We start from the raw sequence: 18,142 nt of genomic DNA, 5'->3' as shown, positions 1-18,142 counted from the left end.
ACGAAAAGCAAAGCGGCGCCCACCCTTTCGGGTGAGCGCCGCTCTGGACTAGCTGAAACTACTTGATGATCTTGGTGACACGGCCGGCGCCGACGGTGCGTCCACCCTCACGGATGGCGAACCGCAGGCCCTCGTCCATGGCGACCGGCTGGATCAGCTTGACGGAGATGTCGGTGTTGTCACCGGGCATCACCATCTCGGTGCCCTCGGCGAGGGTCACCACGCCGGTCACGTCCGTGGTACGGAAGTAGAACTGCGGACGGTAGTTGTTGAAGAACGGCGTGTGGCGGCCACCCTCGTCCTTGGACAGGATGTAGACGCTGCCCTCGAACTCGGTGTGCGGGGTGGTGGTGCCGGGCTTCACGACGACCTGACCGCGCTCGACGTCCTCGCGCTTGATGCCACGAACCAGCAGACCGACGTTGTCACCGGCCTGGCCCTGATCGAGCAGCTTGCGGAACATCTCGACACCGGTGACGGTGGTCTTGGTGGTCTCCGGGCGGATGCCGACGATCTCGACTTCCTCGTTGACGTTGATCACGCCACGCTCGACGCGACCGGTCACCACGGTGCCACGACCGGTGATGGTGAAGACGTCCTCGACGGGCATGAGGAACGGCTTCTCGGTCTCGCGGACCGGATCCGGGATCGACTCGTCGACAGCAGCCATGAGCTCCTGGACCGACTTGACCCACTTCTCGTCGCCCTCGAGCGCCTTGAGCGCCGAGACGCGGACCACGGGGGCCTCCTCGTCGAAGTCCTGAGCGGCCAGCAGTTCGCGGACCTCCATCTCGACGAGCTCGAGCAGCTCTTCGTCGTCGACCATGTCGGACTTGTTCAGCGCGACCAGGATGTAGGGCACGCCGACCTGGCGGGCGAGCAGCACGTGCTCGCGCGTCTGGGGCATCGGGCCGTCGGTGGCGGCGACCACGAGGATGGCGCCGTCCATCTGCGCGGCACCGGTGATCATGTTCTTGATGTAGTCAGCGTGACCGGGGGCGTCGACGTGCGCGTAGTGACGCTTCTCGGTCTGGTACTCCACGTGGGAGATGTTGATGGTGATACCGCGCTGACGCTCCTCGGGCGCATTGTCGATCTGGTCGAATGCGCGCGACTCGTTCAAATCGGGGTACTGGTCGTGCAGCACCTTGGTGATTGCTGCGGTCAGTGTGGTCTTGCCGTGGTCAACGTGACCGATGGTCCCGATGTTGACGTGCGGCTTCGTCCGCTCGAACTTCGCCTTCGCCACTTCTGTGTCCTCCTGGACTTGTTGGTGCTCTTACAAAGCAGTTGTGTGTGTGTTCAGTTGTGAAAACGCCGTGCCAAGCCGGCGGGAGAGATTACTCGCCCGTCGCCTTCGCGTGGCCGTCTGCTCGGCACCCGGATCGCTCCGAGCCTCGGCCGCGGGCGGCCTCGATTCTCACTCTCCGGTCGCCTTCGCGATGATCTCCTTCGACACGTTCGCCGGAACTTCAGCGTACGAGTCGAACACCATGGAGTAGTTAGCCCGGCCCTGGGTCTTCGACCGGAGGTCGCCGACGTAGCCGAACATCTCCGACAGCGGCACCTGCGCCTTGACGACACGCGCACCGCTGCGCTCCTCCATGGCCTGGATCTGACCACGGCGGGAGTTCAGGTCGCCGATCACGTCGCCCATGTAATCCTCGGGCGTGGTGACCTCGACGGCCATGATCGGTTCCAGGATGACCGGCTGTGCCTGTCCGGCAGCCTTCTTCAGTGCCTGGGAACCGGCCACCTTGAAGGCCATTTCCGACGAGTCGACGTCGTGGTACGCGCCGTCGAGCAGGGTGACCTTCACGTTCACCAGCGGGTAGCCGGCGAGCACGCCGTACTGCATGGCGTCCTGCGCACCGGCATCCACCGAGGGGATGTACTCGCGCGGGATGCGGCCACCGGTGACCTTGTTCTCGAACTCGTAGGTCGCGCCGTCCTCGCCCTCGAAGGGCTCCAGGCTGATGATGACCTTGGCGAACTGGCCCGAGCCACCCGTCTGCTTCTTGTGGGTGTACTCGACGTTCTGGACCGGACGCTTGATCGTCTCGCGGTAGGCCACCTGCGGCTTGCCGACGTTGGCCTCGACCTTGAACTCGCGACGCATGCGGTCCACCAGGATGTCCAGGTGCAGCTCGCCCATGCCGCCGATGACGGTCTGGCCGGTGTCCTGGTCCAGGTGCACCTTGAAGGTGGGATCCTCTTCGGCCAGCTTCTGGATGGCCGTACCCAGCTTCTCCTGGTCGCTCTTGGTCTTGGGCTCGATGGCGACCTCGATGACCGGATCCGGGAACGTCATCGACTCCAGAACGACCTGGTCGTTCGGATCGCACAGGGTGTCACCGGTGGTGGTGTCCTTGAGTCCGATCACGGCGTAGATGTGGCCCGCGGAAGCCCGTTCGACCGGGTTCTCCTTGTTCGCGTGCATCTGGAAGAGCTTGCCGAGCCGTTCCTTCTTGCCCTTGGTGGAGTTGATCACCTGGGCGCCGGACTCGACCTTGCCCGAGTACACCCGGACGTAGGTCAGCTTGCCGAAGAAGGGATGGACTGCGATCTTGAACGCCAGCGCCGAGAACGGTTCTTCCACCGACGGCTTGCGCGAGATGATCTCGTCTTCCTTGCCCGGCAGATGTCCCTGCACGGACTCGACGTCCAGCGGCGAGGGCAGGTAGTCGATGACGGCGTCGAGCATGGGCTGCACGCCCTTGTTCTTGAACGCGCTGCCACACAGCACCGGGTAGATCTCGCTGTTGACGGTCAGTTTGCGGATCGCACCCTTGACCTCGTCGATGGAAAGCTCTTCGCCACCGAAGAACTTCTCCATCAACGCGTCGTCGGTCTCGGCGACGGCCTCGAGCAGTTCGTTGCGGTACTGCTCGGCCTTCTCGGCCAGGTCGGCCGGGATCTCTACGACCTCGTACTGCTCACCCATCTTGGTCTCGCCACGCCACACCTTGGCGTTCATCTCGACCAGGTCGATGATGCCCTCGAAGTCGTTCTCGGCACCGATCGGCAGCTGGATCACCAGCGGCTTGGCACCGAGGCGGTCCTTGATGGTCTGCACGGTGAAGTAGAAGTCCGCGCCCAGCTTGTCCATCTTGTTGACGAAGCAGATGCGGGGAACGTCGTATTTGTCGGCCTGGCGCCACACCTGCTCGGACTGCGGCTCCACACCCTCTTTGCCGTCGAAGACGGCGACGGCACCGTCGAGCACGCGCAGCGAGCGCTCCACCTCGACGGTGAAGTCGACGTGTCCCGGGGTGTCGATGATGTTGATCTGGTTGTTGTTCCAGAAGCACGTGACGGCCGCGGAGGTGATGGTGATACCCCGCTCCTGCTCCTGCTCCATCCAGTCGGTGGTCGACGCACCGTCGTGCGTCTCGCCGATCTTGTAGTTGACACCGGTGTAGAAGAGGATGCGCTCGGTCGTCGTCGTCTTGCCGGCGTCGATGTGCGCCATGATGCCGATGTTGCGGACCTTCGTGAGGTCGGTCAACACGTCCTGTGCCACGGCTAAATTCCCACTCTTTCGCTTGCTTGATTGCTATCCGGTGTTCGACCCGCGCAGGGTGCTGCGCAGGGACAAGATCACCAGCGGTAGTGCGCGAAGGCCCGGTTTGCTTCGGCCATCTTGTGCGTGTCCTCGCGACGCTTGACCGCGGCGCCGAGGCCGTTGCTCGCGTCCAGGATCTCGTTGGCGAGGCGCTCGACCATGGTCTTCTCGCGACGAGCCTTGGAGAAGCTCACCAGCCAGCGCAGCGCCAGCGTGGTGGAGCGGTCCGGGCGAACCTCGACGGGCACCTGGTAGGTGGCGCCACCGACACGGCGGCTGCGCACCTCGAGGGCGGGCTTGACGTTGTCGAGCGCGCGCTTGAGGGTGACGACGGGATCGGTGCCGGTCTTGTCCCGAGCCTGCTCGAGAGCGCCGTAGACGATGCGCTCGGCGAGCGACTTCTTGCCGTCCAGCAGCACCTTGTTGACCAGCTGGGTGACCAGCTGCGACCCGTAGACGGGGTCGTTGACCAACGGACGCTTCGGCGCGGGGCCCTTGCGCGGCATCAGCTCTTCTCCTTCTTGGCGCCGTAACGGCTGCGTGCTTGCTTGCGGTTCTTGACACCCTGGGTGTCCAGCGAACCGCGGATGATCTTGTAGCGCACACCCGGGAGGTCCTTCACACGACCGCCGCGCACCAGCACCATCGAGTGCTCCTGCAGGTTGTGGCCCTCACCGGGGATGTAGGCCGTGACCTCGACCGCGCTGGTCAGGCGAACGCGAGCGACCTTGCGAAGCGCCGAGTTCGGCTTCTTCGGAGTGGTGGTGTACACGCGAGTGCACACGCCGCGACGCTGCGGACTGCCCTTGAGGGCCGCGGTCTTGACCTTGGCGACCTTGTCGCGGCGACCCTTGCGGACCAGCTGGTTGATGGTTGGCATGTACCGGCTTTCTGTGTTGCTATTCGAACTTCTAAGTCTCTGTACTGCAGTTTTCACCCGATCGCGTCCCCCGCGTTCGGGCGTGTCGCACGCGCCTGCACCGCGGCTTTCACCCCGATGCATCCGACAGACGTACGAAGACACACGAATTCGCCCGACCTGCAGGGGATACGGTCCACGAGGTGAACACATGTGCCCCCTGACAGCCAGGCACGAGGTCCCACGATACCAGGGGTGGGCGCGCCGAACCAAACCCGTGCGTAACGGCCTTATCGCAGGTCAGACGCTACGCCCGTCACAGCACCCAACTTCGAGCCTACCGGAGACCCGGCTGTGGCTCCCGCTGTTGCATGCCTGCCGCGAGTCGCAGAACCATGTCAGTGAAGACCGCGTCGGTGTCGATATCGTCCATCACCCCGGTCATCTCCAGCAGGACGAAACCGTGCAGCGCCGACCAGAACTCCAGGGCCGCATAGAACGCGTTATCGCCGGCCAGCCCGTAGGACGCCAGCGCGGCGAGCACCGGGCCGGCGGCCTCCCTTGCTGCCGCGGTGTACTCCGGGTCGTCACCGCCGAGCGGCATCCTGGTGAACGCCGAATAGCGACCCGGATGGTGGTGGGCGTAACTGCGGTAGGCGCTGGCCATGGTGACCACCGCGTCATCGCGGGTGCGCCCCTCCCCGACCGCCCGCAACATGCCGATGATGTCTCCGATCACGTGCATACGCACTGTTCGACGCAGGTCCTCAAGGCTTTGCACGTGGTTGTACAGCGACGGGCCCTTGGTGCCGAGTTGGGTCGCCAGGGCGTTGATGGTCAGCGCGTCCCAGCCCTCACGGTCCAGGAATGCCAGCGCGGCGCTGACGATGGCGTCGCGGCTCAGTTTGGTCGCCCGCGTTGCCATCGCTACCCCTTCCGAAGTCCCACCCGTCCCCGGCTACATCTTTGGCGAGGCTGACGAATGACTCTAGTTCACCGGGTCCGGATTCAGCTCGGTCACACGATCCGACGGTGATTACGTCAGACCTGCCACGACCGCGGCGCCGCACCGTACGCTGTTGACCCATGGCGAGCCTCTCAGTCCGTAGCCGGTCCGCGACCGCGGGTGTCCTTGCCGCAGCCATGGCGCTGGCCGGCGCCCCGGCGGCCGAGGCCAAGAACGGTGACACCCACATCACCGGTCAGGGCATCACCCAGACGCTGGACTGCAACAACGCCACGTTGCTGGTCAACGGCACCAGCAACACCATCTACGCCAAGGGCAGCTGCTGGGCGGTGACGCTGCAGGGTTCGTCGAACATCGTCGTCGCCGACAATGTCGTCAACGACATCACCGTCTACGGGTACGACCAGACCGTCATCTATCACAACGGCGCCCCCGCATTGATCGACCGCGGCCGCGAGCTGGGGATGACCAACCGGATCAACTGGGCACCTGCCTGACCCGTGCGCCGACTCCTCACCCTGTTCGCCCTGCTGTGCGGAATAGGTGGCCTCGCTGTGAATCCCGATCTCTCGCCGGTGGCCAGCGCGCAACCTGCTCCCCCGGTGTCGGCGGCGGCCCGCGCCGTCGGGTTCATCGATGTCCGCGCCGCGGTGCCCGATGCCCTGATAGATCTGCGCTACGCCACCGCGAACAATTTCGTGGGCACACCGCTGTACCCGCCGGGGGCCCGCTGCCTGGTGCACGAGTCGCTGGCACAGGGGTTGGCCGTCGCCGCCGCGCAACTTCGCGCGCAGGGCCTGCGGCTGGTGTTCTGGGACTGCTACCGACCGCATGACGTGCAGGTACGGATGTTCGAAGTGGTCTCCAATCCGGCATGGGTGGCCCGCCCCGGCGACTATTCCAAGAGCCACGAATCCGGCCGCTCGGTGGATGTCACGACCTACGGCGCGACGGGCCTGACCGATATGGGCACCGATTTCGATTCCTTCACCCCCGATGCGATGGCCTATGCCACCGACGGGGTGAGCCCGGCCGCACAGCAGAACCGGGCCGTCCTGCGCGCGGCCATGGCCGCCGGCGGATTGTCGGTGTACGACGGTGAGTGGTGGCATTTCGACGGGCCCGGAGCCGGAGCGCCGCGACCGATCATCAATGTGCCGCTCGGTTAGCCGCACACCAGAAAGAGAATCGAGGAAGCATGCGCACTCAGGTCGTCGGGTTATCGGCGGTGGTTCTGCTCGCACTCGGATTGACCGCCTGCGGGTCCGGCGACGAGTCGGGCCGGACGTCGGTCACGGCGGGCACCTCGGGTGCACAGGTCCAGATCGGCAACACCATCAACTACGGGTCGGTGGGCACCACCGCCGATATCGACTGCGCCGAGGGCAAGGCGCTGAACATCGGTGGATCCAACAACGTGCTGACGGTCAAGGGAACGTGCTCGAGCGTCAACGTGGGTGGTGCGGACAACAAGATCACGCTGGACAACGTGGAGACCAAGATCAGCGTGGTGGGTCTGGACAACACCGTCGTCTACCTCGCCGGGGATCCGAAGATCGAGGATCTGGGCAGCGGCAACAAGGTCGACAAGGGCTAGTCGACAGCTCAGCTCTGTGCGCCGTGCCGGCCCGCGCCGTCGGCGAACCGTTTCGCACCGGCCAGCAATTCGGCTGACGACTTCTGCAAGCTGTCGAATTCGAAAGCCATTGCCTCGTCTTCGGTTTCGCCCCACTGGTGCAGCGCCGAGAGCCGGTCGGCGCGCATGCAGCCCTGCGGGAGCGCGGCGAGTTGAGCCGCCAACTCCTCGGCCGCCGTGCGCGCCTGGCCGGCGGGCACCACCCGGTTGGCCAACCCGATCTGCAGTGCCTCGTCGGCATCGACCGCGCGTCCGGTCAGGATCAGGTCCATCGCCCGACTGTGCCCGATCAGGCGGGGCAACCGCACCGTGCCGCCGTCGATGAGCGGGACCCCCCACCGCCGGCAGAACACCCCGAACACGGCATCGTCCTCGACCACCCGCAGGTCACACCACAGCGCCAGTTCCAGACCGCCCGCCACGGCATATCCGCTGACCGCCGCGATCACCGGCTTGGACAGCACCATCCGCGTCGGGCCCATCGGCCCTGGCCCGTCGGGGCGTACCCGGTTGCTTTGCGGCGTGCCCATCGCCTTGAGATCGGCTCCGGCACAGAATGTTCCGTTGTCACCACAGAGCACAGCCACCGCGGCGTCCGGATCGGCGTCGAACTCCTCGAAGGCCGCATAGAGTTCGGCGGCGGTCGGCCCATCGACGGCATTGCGCGCGGCGGGTCTGTTCATGATCACCGTCGTCACCGGTCCGTTGCGCTCCACCCGTACCGAGCCGGCCTGCGCGCTCATATCGCCTCCACTTTCTCGTCACGTCGCGCGACCAATTCGGCCGCGAAGGTCCGGTAGGCGCGGCGAAGCCGCTCCCCCGGCCAGCCCGCCGGCAACAGTTCGACGGGCAGCACCGGATCGGTCAGCAGCTGGCGCACGATCGCCGCCGCGGCGACGAATCGCATGGGAACGTCCTCCGCGCTCTCGATCTCGTCGAGCAGGCGGGCACCTTCGGCTGCCCAGCCATCCAGATCCCACAACTGGGCCACCAATCCGGCGGGATCATCATCGCGGCTGTGCAGCACTCTCGTCCGTGCCAGCACATCGGCCGGGAGCGCCACCTGCAAGTTGTCCGGCCGCAGCCACACCCCGTCACGCAGCTCACCGAATCTGTGTTGTGACAGTGTGTTCCGCAGTTCGGACCGGCTGCGGGCATCGGCGCCGACGCGGGTGATCACCAGCGTCGTCCACACCCCGCGCCAATCACGTTCCTGCGGTTCGATCGCCGCATCCTGCCTGCGCTGCCGGGCCAGCAGGCGATCCGAGAGCCGATACCCGTCGGCCGAGCGCACCAGGTCCCCGGCACCGACCATCCGGGTCAGCGCCACCCGCAACGTCGACTCACGGATGCCGAAATCGGAGGTCAGCGTGATCAACTCGGCCGCCGATGCCCACGCCGGGTGCGCGCCGAGCAGCACGCTGAGCACCACCGAACGCGCGGTCAGCCGCATCAGACTCCGGAGGCTCGGCGACCATGGTCGCCGAGCGGCTCGTCACGGTGGCGGACCGCTTCGCGGAATCCGTGCTCGACGGCATCGGCGACGAAGGCATGCCCCTCCGGGGTGTGCCTGGCGATACCGTCGAAGACGGTGCTCACCATCCTGCTGGTGGCGACACCTTGCTGCAGCAGTGCGGTGTTGCAGGCCAGCTTGGCCATGATGAGCTGGTTGATCGGCATGGCCGCGATGCGCGCGACGAGTCGTTCGGTCCGCTCATCGAGATCCTCGGGCTCGGGCGCCTCCACCGCCAACCCCCATTCGGCGGCCTGCGCCCCGGTGATGCAATCCCCGGTGAACAGCAGCCTTTTCGCGCGCTGATCGCCGAGGCGGTGCGCCCAAAGCCCGGCCGCCGGGACACCCCACACCCGCATCGGTGGGTAGCCGATCTTGGCATCCGATGCCGCGATGACCTGATCGGCGTGCAACGCGATATCGGTCCCGCCGGCCACGCAGTAGCCGTGGATCTTGACGACGGTCGGTTTGTCGCAGTGCATCAGGCTGGCGAAACCGCGGACGAACCGGCTCATCATCTGATAGTCGATCATCGGATCCCAGGGCCGGTCGGGGAGGTGGTTGACGGCCTGGGTCTTCCCGTCCAGCACCGTGCCGCGGTAGTCGTTGCCCGGCGACGACGATCCGTCGGCGTAGGCGCCCAGGTCGAATCCCGCGCAGAACCCTTCGCCGGCACCGGAAACCAGGATCACGTGCACGTTCGGGTCGAGGTCGGCGCGCTCGACGCAGGCTGCCAACTCCACCGGGGTGTCGGCGACGATGGCATTGCCCTTGTCGGGGCGATTGAAGGTGATCCGGGCGATGCGATCGGTCACCTCGTAGGTCATCGTTTTCAAGGGCCTGGAGGACAGCGTGTCGGCGCTCATCCCTTGACCATCGCGCGCTCGATCACCGGTGCCAGGTCCAGACCGGTCGGCAGGGTGCCGAACGCTCCACCCCATTGTCCGCCGAGGCGGCTGGTCAGGAAGGCCTCGGCGACGGCCGGATGGCCGTGCCGCACCAGCAGCGCGCCCTGCAGGGCCAGCGCGATGTCCTCGGTGATCTTGCGGGCCCGGTGCTCGATATCGGTGAAATCGCCAAGGGCGGTCTTCAGCTGTGCCACATGGGCGTCCAGGCGTGGGTCCGACGCCGGCGCCAGTTCCTCGAACAGGACGTCGACGCATTCCGGCCGGGTGACCATGGCACGCAGTGTGTCCAGCGCGCTGACGTTTCCCGATCCTTCCCAGATGCCCATCAGCGGGGCCTCCCGGTAGAGCCGCGGCATGCCGGAGTCCTCGACGTAGCCGTTGCCGCCGAGGCATTCCATCGCCTCGGCGGCGTGCGGGGTGGCGCGCTTACATACCCAGTACTTCGCGGCGGCCAGCCCGATGCGCCGCAACAGCGACTCCCTTTCGTCACCGCGCACCGCGGCGTCGGTGGCACCGGCCATCCGCATGGCCAGCATGGTGGCGGCCTCGGCCTCGATGGCGAGGTCGGCCAGCACATTGCGCATCTGGGGTTGGTCGATCAGGTAGGCGCCGAAGGCCTTTCGGTACTGCGCGTGGTGCACGGCGCGGGCCAGGCCGGCGCGCATGCTGGTGGCGCTGCCCAGGGTGCAATCCAGCCGGGTCAGGTTGACCATCTCGATGATGGTCTTGACCCCGCGACCCTCCTCGCCGACCAGCCACGCCGTCGCGCCGTCGTACTCGACCTCGCTGGAGGCATTGGCATGGTTGCCGAGCTTGTTCTTCAGCCGTTGCAGGAACATCCGGTTGCGGGTGCCGTCGGGCAACACGCGGGGCAGGAAGAAACAACTCACGCCCTGCGCGGTCTGGGCGAGCACCAGGAAGACATCGCTCATCGGGGCCGAGGTGAACCACTTGTGCCCGCGCAGCGAGTAGGTGCCGTCGCCGTTTGGGGTCGCCTCGGTGGTGCCCGCCCGGACATCGGAGCCGCCCTGCTTCTCGGTCATCGACATGCCCGCGGTGATGCCGGCTTTCGTGGTCGGCACGGCGAGCTCGGGATCGTAGACGCGGCTGGTCAGCAGGGGCTCGTAGACCGCGGTCAGCTCGGCGTTGAACCGCAACGCGGGGACGACGGCGTAGGTCATCGAGATCGGGCAGATATGTCCCGGCTCGGGGGTCCACACCGAGGTTTTGGCCGCGCGCACCACATGGGATCCCGCGCGGTCGTCGGCCCACGGCGCGGCGTGCAGACCGTGGCCCACCGCGACGTTCATCAGCTCGTGGTAGGCCGGGTCGTATTCGACCTCGTCGACGCGGTATCCGTACCGGTCGTGGGTGTGTAGAACGGGGCGGTGCCGATCGGCGAGCTCGCCCCAGCGTTGGGCCTTGTCCGATCCGCTGAGCGCGCCGAGCTCGGTGATCTCATCGGCGCCCCACCCGCCGCCCTCCCGGATGAGCGCTTCCATCAGTACCGGTGAGGAGGCGGGATTGTGGTCGCGCAGCGGCGGAACCTGATTGGTGACGACATGGGTGGCCATCCGACCACTGTTACACTTTTTCGACAACTGCACAAGATACGTAACAGGTGCATACTCGTGCGGTGCAACCCAACACCGTCGTCCATGCCGCCGACCTCACCCTCGACCATGAGCGGGTGCCCGCCGGCCAGTCGGTTGCGGGCGATCCGAGCACCGCGGCGTCGACACTGACCCTGGTCGGCGGCCTGGAGGTCGGCGTCTGGGAGATGTCCGTCGGCACCATGACCGACGTCGAGGCCGACGAGATCTTCGTCGTGCTCAGCGGCGCGGCCACCGTCGACTTCGCCGACGGCTCCCCCACCATGGAGCTGCGGGCCGGCGACGTCGGGCGCCTTGCCGCGGGCGCGCAGACCACCTGGACGGTCACCGAGACCCTGCGCAAGATCTACCTCACCTAGCCATGCCCTACGTCGAGGCGTCGATACGCAGTAAGCAGTTCGTGGCCGCGGCCCGCGCCGTGATGTCACGTCAGGGTGTCGCGGCCACCGCGCTGCGCGCCGTCGCCGCCGAAGCCGAGGTGCCGCTCGGCACATTGCAATACGTGTTCCCGAGCAAGGAACTACTGCTGCGGGCCGTCATCGAGGACGTCATCGAGGAGATCTCGACCGTCCTGACCGCCAGCGTCGACGTCGACCGCGGACTGGCCCATGCCGTCCGGCAGGGCCTGACGGTCTTCTGGTCCGAGCTGGTCGTCGGGCAGGTCGACTCCCAGCTGATGCAATTCGAACTGGTCAACTACGCACTGCGGCAGCCGGGCCTTGAGCACCTGGCGCAGTGGGAGTACCAGCGCTACGCCGACGCCATCGCGCAGTGGTGCCGGAGTGCGGCCACCAACGCCGGTGAGAACAGCGCCGTCGGCTATGACCAGCTGGCCCGGCTCATCCTGGCCGGCGTCGACGGCCTGACGATGCAATACGCCTGCGACCCCGACGACGAGCGCGCGCAGGCCGATCTGGCCGTGCTGGCCGACATGGTCATCGCCGCGGCCGGCGTCTGAGGTCCGGTCAGCCGGCCGTGGTCGCCGCAGCGCGGCGCGATTCGTATAACGACAGGCCGTAGAACACCACCGCGGCCAGACCCCAGCCGAGCAGGACGTCGATGACATAGTGCTCGGCGGTGTAGACCAACGTGAACGCCATCACCAGCGGGTAGGCGATCAGGACCGGCCGCCAGCGCCGGCTCAGCCGCGTCCACAGGAAGGCGGCGAGCGCGGCGGACATGCCGGCATGCAGCGACGGGATGGCCGCGACGAGGTTGACGCTGGCCTGACCCTGGTCGAGCAGAGCAGTGGCGGTATGCAGATCCAGCGCCCGCCAGCCCCTGGCGACGATGCGCTCGATCCACTCGTTGGCGCCCTCCATGCTGGTGCCCATCGCGCCGAGCACCCCGCCGTCGGGCACGCCGCGCGCGGTACCGAACATGCACTCCGGTCCCGACGGCCCCCCGGCCACATCGGCGGCGGTGCACCGTGCCGCCGCCCACGGCGGTGCCGCGGGCACCAGCGCGTAGATGAGCAGACCGGCGAAGTTCAAGCTCACGAACAGTTTGACGAAGCTCTTCCACTCATCGCGGTTGCGCAGCCAGAGCACACCGGCGATGACATACGGGAGGATGAAAAAGGACATGTACACCGAGCTGATCAGCACTTCCCACAGCGGCGGCTCGGGCAGTTTGAGCCGCTCCTGAAGCCACACCGTCGGCATGGTCCCGAAGAACAGCCACCGGTCGGCATCGGCCTGCCAGTGCCACAGCGTCGGTCTGCCGACCAGATCGGCCGCGCCGCGGCTCAGGTCGTAGGCGATCAGCAGCAAGGCGAACGGCAGCCAGTCGCGGATGACGTAGAGCATCGCGCGCCCCTGGCCGATGCTGGCCGCCATCAGGCCGGTGCCGATATAGACCAGCAGTAGCTCGCGGTTGAAGGCGAAACCGTCGGTCACCGTGCGATAGATGACGACGCCCGCCCAGGTCGCGATCGCGGCGTAACGCAGATAGCGCAGGCGCTGGGCTCGGCGGTCGGGACTTGCGGGTGGCGAAACGATCGACTGTTCCTCGTCGATCGTGGCCACGTTACGGGAGCCTAGTTCACCCGTTGGCCACCTACCGTTTGCTCAAGGTTGCGGTGTGGTGTCAGATGTTGTCGCGCAGGAAGGCGATGTCGTCCTTGCGGCCGTCCTCGGACGTCTCGCAGATCACCGGGGCACCGGCGGCCTTGACGACGGCCACCAGCAGGTCGGGATCGATCTGGCCGGTGCCGAAGTTGGCGTGCCGGTCGGCGCCGGAGCCCGCCGCGTCCCGCGAGTCGTTGCAGTGCACCAGATCGATGCGCCCGGTGATGGCCTTGATCCGGTCGACCGCGTCGATGAGGGCTTCGCCGGCCGCCCACGCATGGCAGGTGTCCAGGCAGAACCCGATCCCCTTGTCGCCGATGCGCTCCCACAGCCGGCCGATGGTGTCGAAATGCCGCGCCATCGCGTGGTCGCCGCCCGCGGTGTTCTCCAGGTACACCGGGACGTCGGTCTCCAGGTAGTCCAGCGCCTTGGCCCAGCGCTCGAACCCGGCTTCCATATCGTTGTCGTCGGCGTGCCCGCCGTGCACGATCACCGCCGTCGCGTTGATCTCGGCGGCGGCGTCGCAGGTGTCCTGCAGGATCTTGCGGGACGGGATGCGCACCCGGTTGTTCGCCGATGCCACGTTGATCAGGTACGGCGCGTGCACGTAGAGCGGGACGGCCGCGGCCTTGAGTGTTTCGGCGTCCTCGCGGGGCTTGGGCTTCTTCCAGCTCTGCGGGTTGCCGAGGAAGAACTGCACCACGTCGGCGTTCTCTGCGGCGGCCGCGGCCAGCGGGTCGTCGGGGTTCACATGAGATCCGATGAGCACGCGGCCAGTCTAGGCGCGCGCACCGAGGGGCCCTGCGGGGTGCCGGGCAGGAATGTGCCCAGCCCGCAGACCAGCACGACCACGTTTCAGTGTCGCGAGCCCAATCGGCCGGCGGGCTGAAGCCAGGTAGCTCCAGACAGCCGGATGCCTACCTGGATTCAGCCGGAACGGGTTGATCCCCGGCGAGACTGAAACCGCGCACACACCGAGCGCACGGCGCACCCGGGCACGAAAAAGGCCCCCGGGACGAATCCCGAGGGCCTTTTCCGAAACGAACTACCGGTAGTCCGAGTAACCGTAATCGTCCAGCGGCACGGCAGCGCCGGTGCTCTGGCCGAAGTCCGGGCTGTAGTACTGATCCTCGTAGGACGGGATCGTGTACGCCGCAGCGCGGGCCTCCTCGGTCGGGTTGACCTGGATGTCGCGGTAACGGGCGATGCCGGTACCGGCCGGGATCAACTTACCGATGATCACGTTCTCCTTCAGACCCATCAGCTTGTCGCTGCGGCAGTTGATCGCCGCATCGGTCAGCACGCGAGTGGTCTCCTGGAACGACGCCGCCGACAGCCACGAATCGGTGGCCAGCGATGCCTTCGTGATACCCATCAGCACCGGACGTCCCGCCGCGGGCTCGTTGCCCTCGGCGACGACCCGACGGTTCTCCGACTCGAATTCGCTGCGCTCGGTCAGCGATCCGGGCAGGAACTCCGTGGCACCGGAATCGATGATCGTCACGCGACGCAGCATCTGCCGCACGATGACCTCGATGTGCTTGTCGTGGATCGACACACCCTGGGCGCGGTAGACCTCCTGGACCTCGCGGACCAGGTGGATCTGCACCTCGCGCGGGCCCTGCACACGCAGCACCTCGTGCGGATCGGCAGCACCTTCCATGAGCTGCTGGCCGACCTCGACGTGGTCACCGTCGGAGAGCAGGCGCTCGGAACCGTCGTCGTGCTTGAACACCTTCAGGCGCTGGCGACGGGTCAGCTTGTCGTAGACGACTTCCTCGCCACCATCGTCGGGAACGATGGTGATCTTGTAGAACTTGTCGGTCTCCTCCAGCTGCACCCGGCCGGTGACATCGGCGATCGGGGCCTTGTTCCGCGGAACGCGGGCCTCGAACAGCTCCTGCACACGCGGCAGACCACCGACGATGTCGGCGCCACCGGTGACACCACCCTGGTGGAAGGTACGCATGGTCAGCTGCGTGCCGGGCTCACCGATCGACTGCGCGGCGACAATACCGACGGCCTCGCCGATGTCGACGAGCTTGCCGGTGGCCATCGAGCGGCCATAGCACATGGCGCAGACGCCGGTGCCCGTGGTGCAGGTCAGCACGGAGCGGACCTTCACCTCGGTGATGCCGGCGGCCAGCAGCGCGTCGATGGCCGGGTCGCCCAGGTCATGTCCGCGCTCGATGACGACGTTGCCGTCAGCGTCCACCGCGTCGGTGGCCAGCGTCCGGGCGTACGCCGACGTCTCGATGTGCTGATCGCGGACCAGCGTGCCGTCCTCTGCCTTCTCGGCCAGCGTGACGTTGATGCCGCGCTCGGTCTGGCAATCGGTCTCGCGCACGATGACGTCCTGGCTCACGTCCACCAGACGACGGGTCAGGTAACCCGAGTCGGCGGTACGCAGCGCGGTGTCGGCCAGACCCTTACGGGCACCGTGGGTGTTGATGAAGTACTCCAGCACGGTCAGGCCCTCGCGGAACGAGGACTTGATCGGACGCGGGATGTACTCACCCTTCGGGTTGGTCACCAGACCCTTCATGCCCGCGAGCGTGCGGGTCTGGGTGATGTTGCCCGTGGCGCCGGACTTCACGATCGTGATGATCGGGTTGTCCGACGGGTAGTACTCCTCCAGCGCCTTACCGACCTCTTCGGTGGCCTGCTGCCAGATCTTCACCAGCTCGCCGTTGCGCTCGTCATGGTTGAGCTTGCCGCGCTGGTACTGCTTCTCGATCGCGTCGGCTTCGCCCTCGTAGCGCTCCAGGATCTCGGTCTTCTGCGGCGGCACGAGCACGTCGGCCATGGAGACCGTCACGCCCGAGCGGGTCGCCCAGTGGAAGCCCGCGTCCTTGAGCTTGTCGACGGTCTGCGCGACGACGATCATCGGGTAGCGCTCGGCGAGATCGTTGATGATCGACGCCTGCGCCTTCTTGAACATCTGCGCGTTCACGAACGGGTAGCCCTTGGGCAGCAGCTCGTTGAACAGCACCCGACCCAGCGTGGTCGACGCGGTCCAGGCATCCCCGTGCTTCCAGCCCTCGGGGAACAGCTGTGCCTCGATGTCGGCCGGCGGACGCAGGGTGGTCAGCCGCACCTTGATCTTGGCGCGCACGCTCAGCGCGCCGCGGTCCATCGCCATGATCGCCTCGGCCGGCGAGCTGTACACACCGGTCTCCGGGGTGTCCGTGGCGGCCGGGGTGTATTCGCCCTTGTCACCGTCGATCTCGGTGGTCAGGAAGAACAGACCGGTCACCATGTCCAGACGCGGCATGGCCAGCGGACGACCCGACGCGGGCGACAGGATGTTGTTCGAGGACAGCATCAGGATGCGTGCCTCGGCCTGCGCCTCCGCCGACAGCGGAAGGTGCACGGCCATCTGGTCACCGTCGAAGTCGGCGTTGAACGCCTCACACACCAGCGGGTGCAGCTGGATGGCCTTGCCCTCGACCAGCTGCGGCTCGAAGGCCTGGATACCGAGGCGGTGCAGGGTAGGTGCACGGTTCAGCAGCACCGGGTGCTCGGCGATGACCTCTTCGAGGACATCCCACACCTGGGGACGCTGGCGTTCCACCATGCGCTTGGCGCTCTTGATGTTCTGCGCGTGGTTCAGGTCGACCAGACGCTTCATCACGAACGGCTTGAACAGCTCGAGGGCCATCAGCTTGGGCAGACCGCACTGGTGCAGCTTCAGCTGCGGGCCGACGACGATGACCGAACGGCCCGAGTAGTCGACGCGCTTACCGAGCAGGTTCTGACGGAAGCGGCCCTGCTTGCCCTTGAGCAGATCGGACAGCGACTTGAGCGGACGGTTGCCCGGCCCGGTGACGGGCCGGCCACGACGGCCGTTGTCGAACAGCGCGTCCACCGACTCCTGAAGCATGCGCTTCTCGTTGTTGACGATGATCTCGGGCGCACCGAGGTCGATCAGTCGCTTGAGCCGGTTGTTGCGGTTGATGACTCGGCGGTACAGATCGTTGAGGTCGGAGGTCGCGAAGCGGCCACCGTCGAGCTGAACCATCGGGCGCAGCTCCGGCGGGATCACCGGAACGGCGTCGAGCACCATGCCCATGGGCGAGTTGCCGGACTGCTGGAACGCGGCGACGACCTTCAGTCGCTTGAGCGCACGCAGCTTCTTCTGGCCCTTGCCGTTCTTGATGGTGTCGCGCAGGCTCTCGGCCTCGGCGTCGATGTCGAAGGTCTCGATGAGCTTCTTGATCGACTCGGCACCCATCGCACCGGTGAAGTACTCGCCGTAGCGGTCGACGAGCTCGCGGTAGAGCACCTCGTCGACGATGAGCTGCTTGACGGCCAGCTTGGTGAAGGTGGTCCAGATCTCGTCGAGCCGGTCCAGCTCACGCTGGGCCCGATCGCGCAGCTGGCGCATCTCGCGCTCGCCACCGTCGCGCACCTTGCGGCGCACGTCGGACTTGGCGCCTTCCTTCTCCAGCTCGGCCAGGTCGGCTTCGAGCTTCTGGGCCCGGGCCTCCAGGTCGGCGTCGCGCTGATCCTCGACGGCCTTCTTCTCGACGACCATCTCGGCCTCGAGCGTCGAGAGCTCGTTGTGCCGCATCTCGGTGTCGACGGCGACGATGACGTAGGCCGCGAAGTAGATGATCTTTTCCAGATCCTTCGGGGCCAGGTCCAGCAGGTAGCCCAAGCGCGACGGGACGCCCTTGAAGTACCAGATGTGCGTGACGGGTGCGGCCAGCTCGATGTGGCCCATCCGCTCACGACGCACCTTGGCGCGGGTCACCTCGACGCCGCAGCGCTCACAGATGATGCCCTTGAAGCGCACGCGCTTGTACTTGCCGCAGTAGCACTCCCAGTCGCGAGTAGGTCCGAAGATCTTCTCGCAGAACAGGCCGTCCTTCTCGGGCTTGAGCGTGCGGTAGTTGATGGTCTCCGGCTTCTTGACCTCGCCGAAGGACCAGTTGCGGATGTCGTCCGCGGTCGCCAGACCGATGCGGAGTTCATCGAAGAAGTTGACGTCTAGCACGTAACTCCCTTTC

Annotated in this window: 17 protein-coding genes; 5 read left to right on the top strand and 12 right to left on the bottom strand. The window is 66.5% G+C overall.

The window, feature by feature from the left end; genetic code table 11:
* Positions 1–58 precede the first annotated feature (58 nt).
* From tuf to G154_RS10755, 5 genes are all read right to left on the bottom strand, one after another.
* A complete protein-coding gene (gene tuf / locus G154_RS10775; protein WP_019514020.1) occupies positions 59–1,249 on the bottom strand; it encodes an elongation factor Tu in 1,191 nt (396 codons plus the stop codon).
* 171 nt (positions 1,250–1,420) lie between these two features.
* Entirely contained in the window at positions 1,421–3,523 is a 2,103-nt protein-coding gene (gene fusA, locus G154_RS10770) for an elongation factor G (protein ID WP_019514019.1), read from the bottom strand.
* Positions 3,524–3,600: 77 nt separating this feature from the next.
* Positions 3,601–4,071, bottom strand: a complete 471-nt coding sequence (gene rpsG / locus G154_RS10765; RefSeq protein ID WP_018601866.1) for a 30S ribosomal protein S7 — start codon at positions 4,069–4,071, stop codon at positions 3,601–3,603.
* Positions 4,071–4,445, bottom strand: coding sequence for a 30S ribosomal protein S12 (gene rpsL, locus G154_RS10760; RefSeq protein WP_019514018.1), 375 nt, complete (start codon positions 4,443–4,445; stop codon positions 4,071–4,073). The genes rpsG and rpsL overlap by 1 nt, the downstream gene beginning before the upstream one ends.
* A 316-nt stretch (positions 4,446–4,761) precedes the next feature.
* Positions 4,762–5,349, bottom strand: a complete 588-nt coding sequence (locus G154_RS10755; RefSeq protein ID WP_019514017.1) for a TetR/AcrR family transcriptional regulator — start codon at positions 5,347–5,349, stop codon at positions 4,762–4,764.
* Positions 5,350–5,510: 161 nt separating this feature from the next.
* Between G154_RS10755 and G154_RS10750 the strand changes: the two genes are divergently transcribed.
* From G154_RS10750 to G154_RS10740, 3 genes are read left to right on the top strand one after another with little or no spacing between them, the layout of a single operon-like run.
* Entirely contained in the window at positions 5,511–5,888 is a 378-nt protein-coding gene (locus G154_RS10750; protein ID WP_023985325.1) for a DUF3060 domain-containing protein, read from the top strand.
* Between the two features lie 57 nt (positions 5,889–5,945).
* A complete protein-coding gene (locus G154_RS10745) occupies positions 5,946–6,560 on the top strand; it encodes a M15 family metallopeptidase (protein WP_234713036.1) in 615 nt (204 codons plus the stop codon).
* Between the two features lie 29 nt (positions 6,561–6,589).
* Positions 6,590–6,988, top strand: coding sequence for a DUF3060 domain-containing protein (locus G154_RS10740; protein WP_019514014.1), 399 nt, complete (start codon positions 6,590–6,592; stop codon positions 6,986–6,988).
* Between the two features lie 8 nt (positions 6,989–6,996).
* Here G154_RS10740 and G154_RS10735 read toward each other — a convergent pair whose 3' ends face one another.
* The 4 genes from G154_RS10735 to G154_RS10720 are packed head-to-tail and all read right to left on the bottom strand — an operon-like array spanning position 6,997 to position 11,022.
* A complete protein-coding gene (locus G154_RS10735) occupies positions 6,997–7,770 on the bottom strand; it encodes a crotonase/enoyl-CoA hydratase family protein (protein ID WP_019514013.1) in 774 nt (257 codons plus the stop codon).
* Positions 7,767–8,480: a PaaX family transcriptional regulator C-terminal domain-containing protein gene (locus tag G154_RS10730; protein ID WP_019514012.1), complete on the bottom strand. Its 714-nt coding sequence runs from the start codon at positions 8,478–8,480 to the stop codon at positions 7,767–7,769. Before G154_RS10730 ends, G154_RS10735 begins: the two co-directional genes overlap by 4 nt.
* On the bottom strand, positions 8,480–9,406 hold the full coding sequence (locus G154_RS10725; protein WP_023985323.1) for a crotonase/enoyl-CoA hydratase family protein: 927 nt from the start codon (positions 9,404–9,406) through the stop codon (positions 8,480–8,482). Before G154_RS10725 ends, G154_RS10730 begins: the two co-directional genes overlap by 1 nt.
* Positions 9,403–11,022 carry an acyl-CoA dehydrogenase family protein gene (locus tag G154_RS10720; RefSeq protein WP_019514010.1) on the bottom strand — a complete coding sequence of 540 codons (1,620 nt, stop codon included), beginning with the start codon at positions 11,020–11,022 and terminating at the stop codon, positions 9,403–9,405. The genes G154_RS10725 and G154_RS10720 overlap by 4 nt, the downstream gene beginning before the upstream one ends.
* A gap of 62 nt (positions 11,023–11,084) precedes the next feature.
* Between G154_RS10720 and G154_RS10715 the strand changes: the two genes are divergently transcribed.
* Both G154_RS10715 and G154_RS10710 read left to right on the top strand, forming a co-directional pair.
* Positions 11,085–11,420: a cupin domain-containing protein gene (locus G154_RS10715; RefSeq protein ID WP_023985322.1), complete on the top strand. Its 336-nt coding sequence runs from the start codon at positions 11,085–11,087 to the stop codon at positions 11,418–11,420.
* Positions 11,421–11,422: 2 nt separating this feature from the next.
* Positions 11,423–12,019 (top strand): TetR/AcrR family transcriptional regulator, encoded by a 597-nt coding sequence (locus G154_RS10710; protein ID WP_019514008.1) that lies wholly within the window; start codon positions 11,423–11,425, stop codon positions 12,017–12,019.
* Positions 12,020–12,026: 7 nt separating this feature from the next.
* Here G154_RS10710 and G154_RS10705 read toward each other — a convergent pair whose 3' ends face one another.
* From G154_RS10705 to G154_RS10695, 3 genes are all read right to left on the bottom strand, one after another.
* Entirely contained in the window at positions 12,027–13,088 is a 1,062-nt protein-coding gene (locus G154_RS10705) for a phosphatase PAP2 family protein (protein ID WP_019514007.1), read from the bottom strand.
* 61 nt (positions 13,089–13,149) lie between these two features.
* A complete protein-coding gene (locus tag G154_RS10700) occupies positions 13,150–13,899 on the bottom strand; it encodes a deoxyribonuclease IV (protein ID WP_023985321.1) in 750 nt (249 codons plus the stop codon).
* Positions 13,900–14,175: 276 nt separating this feature from the next.
* Positions 14,176–18,129 carry a DNA-directed RNA polymerase subunit beta' gene (locus G154_RS10695; RefSeq protein ID WP_019514005.1) on the bottom strand — a complete coding sequence of 1,318 codons (3,954 nt, stop codon included), beginning with the start codon at positions 18,127–18,129 and terminating at the stop codon, positions 14,176–14,178.
* Positions 18,130–18,142 lie beyond the last annotated feature (13 nt).

Source organism: Mycobacterium sp. VKM Ac-1816D, from assembly GCF_000416385.1.
GTDB classification, from domain to species: Bacteria; Actinomycetota; Actinomycetes; order Mycobacteriales; family Mycobacteriaceae; genus Mycobacterium; species Mycobacterium neoaurum_A.
This window is presented reverse-complemented; position numbering and strand designations above follow the sequence as displayed.

Coding starts and splice junctions, on each gene's coding strand:
- G154_RS10735 (WP_019514013.1), bottom strand. CDS start 7,770: ATGAGCGCGCAGGCCGGCTCGGTACGGGTGGAGCGCAACGGACCGGTG.
- G154_RS10720 (WP_019514010.1), bottom strand. CDS start 11,022: ATGGCCACCCATGTCGTCACCAATCAGGTTCCGCCGCTGCGCGACCAC.
- G154_RS10710 (WP_019514008.1), top strand. CDS start 11,423: ATGCCCTACGTCGAGGCGTCGATACGCAGTAAGCAGTTCGTGGCCGCG.
- rpsG (WP_018601866.1), bottom strand. CDS start 4,071: ATGCCGCGCAAGGGCCCCGCGCCGAAGCGTCCGTTGGTCAACGACCCC.
- G154_RS10725 (WP_023985323.1), bottom strand. CDS start 9,406: ATGAGCGCCGACACGCTGTCCTCCAGGCCCTTGAAAACGATGACCTAC.
- rpsL (WP_019514018.1), bottom strand. CDS start 4,445: ATGCCAACCATCAACCAGCTGGTCCGCAAGGGTCGCCGCGACAAGGTC.
- G154_RS10755 (WP_019514017.1), bottom strand. CDS start 5,349: ATGGCAACGCGGGCGACCAAACTGAGCCGCGACGCCATCGTCAGCGCC.
- G154_RS10730 (WP_019514012.1), bottom strand. CDS start 8,480: ATGCGGCTGACCGCGCGTTCGGTGGTGCTCAGCGTGCTGCTCGGCGCG.
- G154_RS10750 (WP_023985325.1), top strand. CDS start 5,511: ATGGCGAGCCTCTCAGTCCGTAGCCGGTCCGCGACCGCGGGTGTCCTT.
- G154_RS10740 (WP_019514014.1), top strand. CDS start 6,590: ATGCGCACTCAGGTCGTCGGGTTATCGGCGGTGGTTCTGCTCGCACTC.